This window comes from Microbacterium sp. K41 (assembly GCF_004794395.1).
Taxonomy (GTDB): Bacteria; Actinomycetota; Actinomycetes; order Actinomycetales; family Microbacteriaceae; genus Microbacterium; species Microbacterium sufflavum.
This window is the reverse complement of record NZ_SSDO01000492.1, coordinates 1-10,701: the sequence shown is the minus strand read 5'-3', so window position 1 is coordinate 10,701 and position 10,701 is coordinate 1. Positions and strand designations below refer to the sequence as shown.

Here is a 10,701-nt window from a genome sequence, read left to right as displayed (position 1 = left end):
GGGGGCGTCGTGGTGACCGGCACAGCGGCCGGGTCGCGGGCCGAGGCGTGGCGGATCGCCGCGGCCGTGCCCGATCCCGAGGTGCCCGTGCTCACGATCGAGGACCTCGGCGTGCTGCGCGCGGTCGAGGTGCACGGCGACACGGTGCGGGTCGACATCACCCCGACGTACAGCGGCTGCCCGGCGATGGACACCATCCGCGACGACGTCGTGCTGGCGCTCACCGCGGCGGGCTGGGCGCAGGTCGAGGTGCGGCTCGTGCTGTCCCCCGCGTGGACCACCGACTGGATGAGCGACGCCGGCGCGCAGAAGCTCCGGGAGTACGGCATCGCCCCGCCCAGCGGCCGCGCCGCGGTGTCGTCGGGGCCGATCCGGCTCGCGCTGAGCGTGCGGTGCCCGCGCTGCGGCTCGCTCGACACCCGTGAGGTGTCGCGCTTCGGCTCGACCTCGTGCAAGGCGCTGTACGAGTGCCGCGCGTGCCTGGAACCCTTCGACCACTTCAAGGTGCACTGATGTCGCTGTTCTCCCCCGCGCGGGCGACGCCGCCCGCGGCCGCCGCACCCGCCTCCCGCGAGCGCACGCGCGCGCGGTTCCACACGCTCGAGGTCGAGGACGTGCGTCCGCTGACCGAGGATTCCGTCGAGGTCACCTTCACGGTGCCGCCCGAGCTCGCCGACGACTACGACCATCTGCCGGGCCAGTATGTGGCGCTGCGCACGACCCTCGACGGCGAGGAGGTGCGGCGTTCGTACTCGCTGTGCCGCGCTCCCGAGCACCGCACCGACGGACGGCCGACGCGCCTGAGCGTGGCGGTCAAGCGCGACGAGGGCGGGCTCTTCTCCACGTGGGCGCAGACGGGTCTGCACCCCGGCTTCCGCATCGACGTGATGAGCCCGCAGGGCACCTTCACCTCGGGGCTCGACGACCTCGACCAGAAGCACGTGGTGGGCATCGCCGCCGGATCGGGCATCACTCCGCTGATGGCCCTCGCGCACACCGTGCTGACGCGGTCGCGGACCTCGCGGTTCACGCTGCTGTTCACGAACCGCTCGACCCTCGACGTGATGTTCCTGGAGGACCTCGCCGACCTGAAGGACCGCTACCCCACCCGGCTCACGCTGCATCACGTGCTGTCGCGCGAGCAGCGCACGGCCCCCGTGCTGTCCGGCCGCCTCGACGAGCCCAAGCTGCGCACGATCCTCGGATCGCTGATCGACCCCTCCGATGTGGACGAGTGGTTCCTGTGCGGGCCGCTCGCGCTCGTCGACCTGTGCCGCGCGGTGCTCGCCGACGTGGGCGTGCCGCGCGAGCACATCCGGTTCGAGCTGTTCACCACGGGTGACGAGCCGGTGCGGGCCGCGCGCCCCGTGACGGTGAGCGCCGGGGAGAAGACGGTGCGCATCGAGGTGAACCTCGACGGCGTCTCCTCGACGGTGGAGAGCCCCGTGGCGGCACGCGAGTCGGTGCTCAACGCGGCCCTGCGGGTGCGCCCCGACGCCCCGTTCGCGTGTGCGGGCGGCGTGTGCGGCACGTGTCGCGCGCGGGTGATCGAGGGCAGCGTCACCATGACGGAGAACTACGCGCTGGAACCCGACGAGCTCGAGCGCGGCTACGTGCTGACGTGCCAGTCCCACCCCACGAGCGACCGCCTGGTCGTCGACTACGACGTCTGATCCGGAAGGGCCCCATGATCGACCTCACCATCGCCGACGACGTCGCCACGGTCGTCCTGAACGCGCCCGCGAAGCTCAACGCCCTCGACGAGACCGCGCTCGACGAGCTCGACGCCGCCTACGACGCCGCGGAGGACGCCGGGGTGCGGGCGCTCGTCCTGCGCGGCGAGGGCAGGGCGTTCTGCGCCGGTCGCGACATCTCGGCGGTCGACCCGCGCGACGACGACGTGCTCGGCTACCTCGGCGGCGCGGTGACCCCGCTGCTGCAGCGCATGGCGCGGTTCCCCGCACCGACGTTCGCGGTCGCGCACGGGGCCTGTCTGGGCGTCGGACTCGGACTGCTGATCGCGACCGACGTGGTGTACGTGGCCGAGTCCGCGAAGATCGGCTCTCCGTTCGCGGCCCTGGGGGCCACGCTCGACTCCGGTGGTCACGCGCTGTTCCTCGACCGGCTCGGCGCGCACAAGACGCTCGACCTCATCTATACCGGGCGCCTGATGAGCGGAACCGAGGCCGTGCAGTCGGGCCTGTTCTCCCGCGTGTTCCCCGACGACGAGGTGGTGTCGGCGACCGCGGAGGCCGCCGCCGCTGCCGCCCGGGGCGCGACGGCAGCGTTCCTGGCGAGCAAGGAGCTCGTGGCGCGGATCCGCGACGAGAGGCTGACGCTGTGGGACGCGGTCGGCATCGAGAACGCGGCGCAGGCCGCCCTGTGCGACACCGACGACTACCGCGAGGGCTTCGCCGCGTTCCAGGAGAAGCGCAGGCCGCAGTTCCGCGGGCGCTGAACGAGCACCCCCGCCCCCAGGGCGGGCGGTGTCAAGCTCCTTCCGCGGTGTCCGCGGCCGGTGGCATGATGCGGGGATGCTGCTCTCCGAGCTCGTCACCACGACCGAGAAGGTCGCGTCCACCTCGTCGCGCCTCGCCAAGATCGACGCGATCGCCGAGCTGCTGCGCGGTGCGGACGAGGCCGTCGTGCCCGCGCTCGTGGGTCTCCTGCTCGCCTCCCCCCGCCAGGGACGACTGGGGGTGGGCTGGCGCGGGCTGTCGTCACTCGACATCGCGCACGCCGCGGAGTCGAGTCTCACGATCGCCGAGGTCGACCACGCGTTCGAGGAGCTGTCCACGGCGTCGGGTGCCGGATCCGCCGGCGTCCGCAGCGACCTCCTGCGCGCCCTGGCCACGCGGTCCACCGCCGCGGAGTGGGACTTCCTTGCCAGGGCCATGCTGGGCGAGCTGCGCACGGGGGCGCTCGGCGGCGTGCTGCTCGACGCGATCGCCCGGGCGTCCGATCAGCCCATCGCGCTCGTGCGACGCGCGGCGATGCTCTCGGGCGACCTCGGGGAGACCGCCCGTCTGGCGCTGACAGGAGACGAGGGCGCGCTGGAGGAGGTCGGGCTGCGGGTGGGCCGCCCGGTGCTGCCCATGCTGGCGGCGACCGCGGCCACGCCCACCGCCGCGCTCGAGATCACGGGCCGCGCCTCCGTGGAGTACAAGCTCGACGGCGCCCGCATCCAGGTGCACCGGCACGGCGACGACGTGGGCATCTACACCCGCAGCCTCGCCGACGTCACGCACCGCCTGCCCGAGATCGTCGAGATCGTGCGGGCGCTTCCCGCACACGACGTGATCCTCGACGGCGAGACGCTGTCGCTCGACGAAGACGGCGGGCCACGACCGTTCCAGGAGACCATGTCGCGGTTCGGGGCCGACGCCGCGCGCGAACTCGCCCTGCGACCGTGGTTCTTCGACGTGCTGCACCTCGACGGCCGCGACCTGCTCGACGAGCCGCTGTCCGTGCGCCAGGAGGTACTCGCGGCCGTCGCGGGCGACTGGCGCATGCCCGGGATCGTGACGGACGACCCCGAGGCCGCCGAGCAGCTGTCGCGCGAGGCCCTCGCGGCCGGACACGAGGGCGTGGTGGTCAAGGCCGTCGACGCCCCCTACGCCGCCGGCCGCCGCGGCAAGTCCTGGGTCAAGGTGAAGCCCGTCCTCACGTACGACCTGGTCGTGCTCGGGGCCGAGTGGGGCTCCGGCCGACGGCGCGGGTGGCTGTCGAACCTGCACCTCGGCGCCCGCGATCCGGAGGGCGAGTTCGGCGACCCCGGCTCGTTCGTGATGGTGGGCAAGACGTTCAAGGGCCTGACCGACGCGCTGCTGGAGTGGCAGACCGAGGAGTTCCCGGAGCACGAGTCGCATCGCACCGCCTCGACCGTGTTCCTGCGACCGGAGCTGGTGGTGGAGATCGCGATCGACGGCGTGCAACGGTCGCCGCGCTACCCGGGGGGACTGGCGCTGCGGTTCGCCAGGGTCAAGCGCTACCGCGACGACAAGACCCCGGCCGAGGCCGACACGATCCAGACGCTGCGGGCGCTGCTGCGCGGCTGAGTCAGGCGGAGGGCGCGAGGCCCTCGTCCTCCTCGCGCACGGTGCCCTGGAACGACCACGGGAAGTTGATCCACAGATCGGTGTCCTTCCAGGCGTAGTCAGGCTGGATGATCGTGGAGGGCTTGGTGTAGATCGTCACCGACCGCACGTCGGCGCCCCTGTCCTTCAGCAGCTGCACCGCGAGGGCGAGGGTGCGGCCGGAGTCGGCCACATCGTCCACGAGCAGCACACGGCGACCGTCGAGGTACGCCATGTCGAGCTCGGGCGGCAGCACCTCGGGGGCGTCGAGCACCGTGCCGATGCCGGTGTAGAACTCGACGTTGATCGCGCCACAGTTCTTCGCGCCGAGGCCGTAGGCGATGGCACCGGCGGGGAGCAGTCCCCCGCGGGCGATCGCGACGACCACCTCCGGCTCGAAGCCGCTGGCGAGGATGCTCCGCGCCAGGTCGCGCGTCGCCGCGCCGAAGCCGTCCCAGGTGAGCGTCTCGCGCTCGATCGCCGCATCCGTCATCGGTCCATTCTCGCGCATCCGCGAGGCAGGAGCCGCCGCTAGACTGGGCTGGTCCGGCCCGGCCGGTGCCTGAAAAAGAGGCACGAAGCGCTTCGCGATGTCGCGGAGGCGAGACACATACGGATCCCGCAGTCCCTCCGTCCCTGTCTCTCGAAAGGCACCCCCATGCCCACGGTCTCCGCGCACGTCGCCCTCACCCTCGCCCAGCACGTCGATGCCGTCTTCGGGGTGATGGGCAACGGCAACGCCTACTTCCTCGACGCGATCGAGAAGCACACCGACGCCGTCTTCACGGCCGTGCGGCACGAGCAGGGCGCCGTGGTCGCGGCGGACGCGCACTTCCGCGCCTCCGGGCGCATCGCCGCCGGCACCTCGACCTATGGCGCGGGCTTCACGAACACCATCACGGCGCTGGCCGAGGCCGTGCAGGCGCACGTCCCGCTCGTGCTCGTGGTGGGCGACGAGCCCACGTCGGGCCCCCGCCCGTGGGACGTGGATCAGATCGCGCTCGCCTCGGCCGTCGGCGCCCGCACCTATACCGTCGGCCGCGCGGACGCCGCGGCGACCACGGTCATCGCGGTGGAGCACGCGCTGACCTACCGCGTGCCGGTCGTGCTCGCGATCCCCTACGACGTCGCGGCCCTGGAGGCCGGCGAGGTCCCGGCGGCGCCCGCGCCGCGGCTGCCCGCTCCCCTCGCGCCCCGTGGCGAGTTCGCGGAGGGCATGCTCGACGAGATCGCGGAGGCGCTGCGCGGCGCCGAGCGTCCGTTCCTCCTCGCCGGACGCGGCGCGTGGCTCGCCGGAGCGGGCGCCGCCCTGGGCGAGCTGGCCGCCCTGACCGGTGCGCTCACCGCCTCGTCCGCGCTCGGTCGCGGCGTCTTCCCCGAGTCGCGGTACGACCTGGGCGTGACGGGCGGGTTCGGAGCCGACGGGGCCATGCAGCTCGTGCGCACGGCCGACGTCGCCGTGGTCTTCGGTGCCTCGCTCAACCAGTTCACGATGCGGTTCGGCGAGCTGTTCGCCCCGGGCACGCGGGTGTTCCAGATCGACGTCGCCCCGGCCGCGACGCACGCCCACGTCGGCGGGTTCGTGCGGGCCGACGCGCGGCTCCCCGCCGAGGCGCTCGTGACACGGCTCACCGGCGCCACTCCCCCGACCGCCGGGGACGACCTCGGCGACGAGAGCCGGCACTCCGGCACCGGCTCCGCGGTGGAGCACGCGACGCCGGCCCGTCCGTGGCGCGAGAGCGTCGATGTCGCAGCCGCGCGCACGTACGACGCCGGTGACGAGCTCGCGCCAGACGGACGCCTCGACCCCCGCTCGGCCGCGCGCCGCATCGCCGAGCTGCTGCCGGAGGACCGCGTGGTGGTGTCGGACGGCGGGCACTTCATCGGCTGGGCGAACATGTACTGGCCTGTCGCGGCGCCCGACCGCATGATGATGGTCGGCACGGCGTTCCAGTCGATCGGTCAGGGCTGGCCGAGCGTGGTGGGCGCCGCCCTGGCCCGCCGGGACTCCACGATCGTGCTGACCTCGGGCGACGGTGGCGGTCTGATGGCGATCGCCGACCTGGAGTCGGCCGTCCGCGCCGCGGGTGGCCGCGGGCTGGCGGTCGTGTGGAACGACGCGGCCTACGGCGCCGAGGTCAACCTCTACGGCCTGAAGGGACTCGCCGAGGCGCCGATGCGCATCCCCGAGGTCGACTTCGCGGCGTTCGGTGCCGCGGTCGGGGCGGAGGGGCTCGTGGTGCGCACGCTGGCCGACCTCGACCGGCTCGCCGCGTGGACCGCCGAGGACCCGGCGACGCGCCGCTTCCTCGTCGTCGACCTGCGCATCTCCGGCGACGTGATCGCCCCGTATCAGCAGGAGATCATCCGCGTGAACTCCTGACCGGGCCCGCCGCTAGGCTCGCCCTATGACGGATGCCCCCGAGATCCTCCGCTTCAGCGCGTTCGCGGCGACGCCGGACGGCGGCAACCCCGCGGGGGTGGTGCTCGACGCCGGAGGCCTCGACGATGCGGAGATGCAGCGGATCGCGGCCGACGTCGGGTACTCCGAGACCGCGTTCGTGACCGGCGCCTCCGATGACGGGGCGCGGCTGCGGGTGCGGTACTGGTCGCCGGCCGCGGAGGTCCCCTTCTGCGGTCACGCGACGGTGGCGACGGCGGTGGCGCTGGCGGAGCGCGACGGCCCGGGCACGGTGGTGTTCGAGACGGCCGCCGGTGCCGTGACGATGGAGTCGTTCGCCGACGCGGACGGGCAGGTGACGGTGTCGTTCACGAGCGTCGAGCCGCAGGTGCGCGACCTCGACCCGGCGGTGCGCGACCGGCTGCTCGGGCTGCTCGGGATGACCGCGGACGACGTCGACCCCCGCTTCCCCGTGCGGGAGGCGTTCGCGGGCAACTGGCACCCGATCGTCTTCGTCGCCCACCGTGAGCTGTTCCACCAGTTCCGCTTCGCCCCGGCCGCGGTCGCCGCCCTCATGCGCGAGCAGGGCTGGCTCGGCACGGTGACCGTGCTGCACGCCGAGGATCCGGCCGACATCGAGGCCCGCAACCTGTTCCCGGTCGGGCGCATCACGGAAGATCCGGCGACGGGTTCCGCGGCGGCCTCGGTCGGCGCGTACCTGCGCGCCCAGGGCTTCCCCGGCGACAGCGTGCGCATCCGCCAGGGCGCCCATGTCGGACGCCCCAGCGAACTGCGCGTGGCCGTGCCCGCGACGGGCGGCATCCTCGTCTCCGGCGGCGCGGCGCGGATCGGGTGACGCCCTCTCCCCGCCCGGCGCGCTTCGAGCCTTCGACGTGCTGTGGAGGGCACGGGTCGGCCGCGCGGGCGTCCCGTGCCCGCGACGCGATCCCGTGCACGCGCCGAGACGCGCGTGTCCCTCAGCCCTGCGCGCTGTAGTCCGGGAGCTCCTGCAGGGTCCAGGTGTTGCCGTCGGGGTCGTCGAACGACACGAACCGCCCCCAGTCGAGCTCCTGCACCCCGCGCGCCTCGACGCCGAGGCCGCGCAGATGAGCCAGCGCCTCGTCGGCATCCGGCACGACCACCTGGATCGAGTTCTGCTGCCCGGGCTCCAGCGCGACGCCGAGGCCCGTGCCGAACGCGATCGAACAGGCCGACCCGGGCGGCGTCATCTGCACGAACCGCAGCCCCTCCGTCGGCGTGTGGTCCCAGTCGGCGTGGAAGCCGACCCTCTCGTAGAACTCCTTCGACCGGTCGACGTCCGACACGGGCACGAAGATGAGCTCGATCTTCCACTCCATCACGCACTCCTCCTGTCCGGGCTCCCTCGCCCGTCGCGGCTCACGGTACGCCGGGGCACCGACACCCGCCACCGCCGCGGCAGGGTCCGCGTCAGATCCAGCCCTTGTCCGAGGCGATGCGCACCGCCTGCGCCCGGTTGACCGCACCGGTCTTGCCGATCGCAGCCGACAGATGGTTGCGCACCGTGCCCGCCGACAGGAAGACCTCCGCGGCGATGGCGGCGGCGGATCGGCCGTCCGCGGCGAGCCGCAGCACCTGTCGCTCCCTGTCGCTGAGTGGATTCGCCCCGTCGAACAGGCTCTCCTCGGCGAGCGCGGGGTCGAGCACCCGCAGCCCGGAGTGCACGCGGCGCACGGCCTCGGCGAGATCCTCCGCGGGAGTGTCCTTCACGATGAAGCCGCTCGCGCCCGCGTCGAGGGCCGACCGCAGATACCCGGGCCTGGCGAACGTGGTCACCACGAGCACCCGCGTGCCCGGGCTGACCTCACGAATCCGCCGCGTCGCCTCGACCCCGTCCACGCCCGGCATCTGGATGTCCATCAGGCACACGTCGGGACGCACCTCGGCCGCCAGCCGCACCGCCTCCGCTCCGTCCGACGCCATGCCGCTCACGGTCAGGTCGGCCTCCAGGTCGAGCAGGGCCGCGAGCGCGCCGCGCACGAGAGCCTGATCGTCCGCGATCAGCAGCCGGATGCTGTCGCCCGCTCCCGTGTCCGCGTTCACCACGTCACCTCCACCCGCGTGCCCGACGCCCCCGCGGGTCCGATCGAGAACGACGCTCCCGCGGCCGCGGCGCGCTCGCGCATCCCGCGGACGCCGTTGCCGTCGACGGCGCGGGAGGCGCAGCCGATGCCGTCGTCCTCCACGACCACCCGCCCCGGCGCGAACAGCACCCGAACCGTGTCGGCCCGCGCGTGACGCAGGACATTCGTGGTCGCCTCGCGAAGGATCCAGCTCGCGGTGATGGCCTGCGCGGGCGAGAGCGCCTCGGGCCCGCCCGTGGTCTCGAGCCGGATGTCGGCCGCGCGCAGGGAGTCCCCCGTCGCGGCGAGCTGCTCGATCAGCGTGGTCGCACGCGCCCCCGAGACGGTCTGCCGCACGCCCGCGATGGCTTCCGCGGTCAGGCGCTCGATGTCGGCGAGCTCGGCCCGCGCCCGCTCGGGGTCCGTGTCCATCAGGCGTCGCGCGAGCTGGGCCTTGAGGCCGACGACGGTCAGCGAGTGGCCGATGAGGTCGTGCACGTCGCGTGCGACCGCCTCGCGCCCCTCGCTCGTCGCCAGCTCCAGTCCGAGGCGCTCCGCCTCGGCAGAGCGCAGGATCAGCCAGGTCGACACCGTGTTGACGACCCCGAGCAGCGCCACGATCGCCAGGACCGACGCGTACGTCAGGTTGCCGGGGATGAGCAGCACGCACCCCGCGGCGACCACGACCGCCGCCACGGTCGCGATCCAGTGCCACAGCCGGGTGAGGCCGTACGACGCGAACGACATGATGAACGGAAGGAAGCTCAGCGCCGAACCGCCGACCGCCGGCACCGTCACGAGTGCGCACGCGATGAGCAGCGCGAAGGTGATCCACTGGCGCGGCGTCGGGGGCCGCCCGAGCCCTCCGCCGCCGCGCATGCCGTGCAGGAACCCCGTGACGTACAGGACGATGAAGGCGACGAGCGCCACCCAGCCGGTGACGACCCACCCGAGCGGTGCGGTCGAGTGCAGCAGGGCGATCACCGGGTACACCAGGAACACCAGCCAGATGACGGCCATCAGCCATCCGAACCGTGCCCACGGCTCCTTCCCGGAGCGGTCCGCGGCGCCGGGAGGCGGCGACGCGACCGGAGCTCCGGCCGCGCCGGACCGGACGGCGTCGCGGGAGGCTCGGGAGCTGCCGGAGCGCTCCCGCTGCGTGCGCTGCGTCATCCGTCCAACCTACTGTCGGCCGGCGCGGGTCACTGCCGCGCCCGGGAGCGCCGCATGCCCATCGCGACCAGCACCGCGAACACCGCGAGCCACACGGCCACGTTGAGGAAGAGCATCCACAGCGGGTCGGTCTGCCCGGTCGTCAGCACGCCCTCGGTCAGCGGCCAGCGGCTCAGCGCGACGAAGCCGTACAGCGGTGTGAAGCGGGCGATGTCGAGCATCACCCCGTCGAGCGGCATGAACACGTTGCCGAAGAACGCGAAGAACGTCATCGAGATGGACGCGAGGGCGGCGGCCGAGTCGGAGCTGAAGAACAGGCCGACACCGAGACCGAAGAGCCCGTACATGAGGCCGATGCCGAGGATGATGCCGGCGGTCGCGGCCCAGCGCCACCCGTCCTCGACCTCCGCGCCGGTGAGCATGCCGGCGACGAACACGGCCATGAGGGCCAGAGCCGCGAACGACACCGCGGTCAGCAGCTTCGTGAGCGCGTACCCCGCCGTGGTGAGCGGGGTCATGGCCAGCTGGCGCCCCCACCCCTGCTTGGCCTCGGTGGCGGCGAGAGACGTGAGCGAGCTCATCGCGACCGCCGTGCCGTAGGCGGCCATCGACGTCATGACGTAGAAGGAGACGTTGCCGTTCCCCGCGGACAGGGTGCCGTAGCCCATGCCCGCCCCGAAGAGCAGATACATGGCGACGGGCATCGCCAGGGTGAACGCGAGGGTGTACGGGTTGCGCAGCTGGCGGACGCCTTCGATGCGCAGCATGGTGGGTGAGACGAGCATGGTCAGTCCTCCGTGAGAGCGGTGAAGGCGGTCTCGAGCGTGGGCGCGGCGATCTCCAGGTCGTGCGCACCGCCGTCGAGCAGGATCCGGGCGGCCGCGTCGGAGTCGGTCGCGCGCAGGCTGAGGCGGTCCCCGTCCCGGCGCACCCCGGTCACGCCCTCGGC

General features: G+C 73.2%; 11 protein-coding genes. 6 read left to right on the top strand and 5 right to left on the bottom strand.

The window, feature by feature from the left end; genetic code table 11:
- Positions 1–9: 9 nt before the first annotated feature.
- The 4 genes from paaD (at position 10) to DW309_RS16380 (ending at position 4,058) form a co-directional block, all read left to right on the top strand.
- On the top strand, positions 10–513 hold the full coding sequence (paaD, locus tag DW309_RS16395) for a 1,2-phenylacetyl-CoA epoxidase subunit PaaD (protein ID WP_168387308.1): 504 nt from the start codon (positions 10–12) through the stop codon (positions 511–513).
- Positions 513–1,673 (top strand): 1,2-phenylacetyl-CoA epoxidase subunit PaaE, encoded by a 1,161-nt coding sequence (gene paaE, locus DW309_RS16390; RefSeq protein ID WP_136030008.1) that lies wholly within the window; start codon positions 513–515, stop codon positions 1,671–1,673. The genes paaD and paaE overlap by 1 nt, the downstream gene beginning before the upstream one ends.
- Positions 1,674–1,687: 14 nt before the next feature.
- Positions 1,688–2,458 (top strand): enoyl-CoA hydratase/isomerase family protein, encoded by a 771-nt coding sequence (locus DW309_RS16385; RefSeq protein WP_136045974.1) that lies wholly within the window; start codon positions 1,688–1,690, stop codon positions 2,456–2,458.
- Between the two features lie 76 nt (positions 2,459–2,534).
- On the top strand, positions 2,535–4,058 hold the full coding sequence (locus tag DW309_RS16380; protein ID WP_136045973.1) for an ATP-dependent DNA ligase: 1,524 nt from the start codon (positions 2,535–2,537) through the stop codon (positions 4,056–4,058).
- Position 4,059: 1 nt separating this feature from the next.
- Here DW309_RS16380 and DW309_RS16375 read toward each other — a convergent pair whose 3' ends face one another.
- Complete coding sequence (locus DW309_RS16375) at positions 4,060–4,569, bottom strand: phosphoribosyltransferase (RefSeq protein WP_136030014.1); 510 nt, start codon at positions 4,567–4,569, stop codon at positions 4,060–4,062.
- A 165-nt stretch (positions 4,570–4,734) separates the two neighbouring features.
- Here DW309_RS16375 and DW309_RS16370 point away from each other — a divergent pair, with 165 nt between their 5' ends.
- Together DW309_RS16370 and DW309_RS16365 are read left to right on the top strand one after the other, a co-directional pair.
- Positions 4,735–6,459: a thiamine pyrophosphate-binding protein gene (locus DW309_RS16370; protein ID WP_136045972.1), complete on the top strand. Its 1,725-nt coding sequence runs from the start codon at positions 4,735–4,737 to the stop codon at positions 6,457–6,459.
- A 25-nt stretch (positions 6,460–6,484) separates the two neighbouring features.
- On the top strand, positions 6,485–7,333 hold the full coding sequence (locus DW309_RS16365) for a PhzF family protein (RefSeq protein ID WP_136045971.1): 849 nt from the start codon (positions 6,485–6,487) through the stop codon (positions 7,331–7,333).
- 121 nt (positions 7,334–7,454) lie between these two features.
- Here DW309_RS16365 and DW309_RS16360 read toward each other — a convergent pair whose 3' ends face one another.
- The 4 genes from DW309_RS16360 to DW309_RS16345 form a co-directional block, all read right to left on the bottom strand.
- A complete protein-coding gene (locus DW309_RS16360; protein WP_136045970.1) occupies positions 7,455–7,835 on the bottom strand; it encodes a VOC family protein in 381 nt (126 codons plus the stop codon).
- A gap of 91 nt (positions 7,836–7,926) precedes the next feature.
- On the bottom strand, positions 7,927–8,562 hold the full coding sequence (locus tag DW309_RS16355; RefSeq protein ID WP_136028503.1) for a response regulator transcription factor: 636 nt from the start codon (positions 8,560–8,562) through the stop codon (positions 7,927–7,929).
- On the bottom strand, positions 8,556–9,752 hold the full coding sequence (locus tag DW309_RS16350; protein ID WP_136045969.1) for a sensor histidine kinase: 1,197 nt from the start codon (positions 9,750–9,752) through the stop codon (positions 8,556–8,558). The genes DW309_RS16355 and DW309_RS16350 overlap by 7 nt, the downstream gene beginning before the upstream one ends.
- Before the next feature lie 29 nt (positions 9,753–9,781).
- A complete protein-coding gene (locus DW309_RS16345) occupies positions 9,782–10,537 on the bottom strand; it encodes an ABC transporter permease (protein WP_136045968.1) in 756 nt (251 codons plus the stop codon).
- Positions 10,538–10,701: the final 164 nt, after the last annotated feature.

What these genes read in the sequence shown, in the direction of transcription:
- DW309_RS16360 (WP_136045970.1), bottom strand. Translation starts at nt 7,835, where the DNA reads ATGGAGTGGAAGATCGAGCTCATCTTCGTGCCCGTGTCGGACGTCGAC.
- paaE (WP_136030008.1), top strand. Translation starts at nt 513, where the DNA reads ATGTCGCTGTTCTCCCCCGCGCGGGCGACGCCGCCCGCGGCCGCCGCA.
- DW309_RS16365 (WP_136045971.1), top strand. Translation starts at nt 6,485, where the DNA reads ATGACGGATGCCCCCGAGATCCTCCGCTTCAGCGCGTTCGCGGCGACG.
- DW309_RS16380 (WP_136045973.1), top strand. Translation starts at nt 2,535, where the DNA reads ATGCTGCTCTCCGAGCTCGTCACCACGACCGAGAAGGTCGCGTCCACC.
- DW309_RS16385 (WP_136045974.1), top strand. Translation starts at nt 1,688, where the DNA reads ATGATCGACCTCACCATCGCCGACGACGTCGCCACGGTCGTCCTGAAC.
- DW309_RS16350 (WP_136045969.1), bottom strand. Translation starts at nt 9,752, where the DNA reads ATGACGCAGCGCACGCAGCGGGAGCGCTCCGGCAGCTCCCGAGCCTCC.
- DW309_RS16375 (WP_136030014.1), bottom strand. Translation starts at nt 4,569, where the DNA reads ATGACGGATGCGGCGATCGAGCGCGAGACGCTCACCTGGGACGGCTTC.
- DW309_RS16370 (WP_136045972.1), top strand. Translation starts at nt 4,735, where the DNA reads ATGCCCACGGTCTCCGCGCACGTCGCCCTCACCCTCGCCCAGCACGTC.
- DW309_RS16345 (WP_136045968.1), bottom strand. Translation starts at nt 10,537, where the DNA reads ATGCTCGTCTCACCCACCATGCTGCGCATCGAAGGCGTCCGCCAGCTG.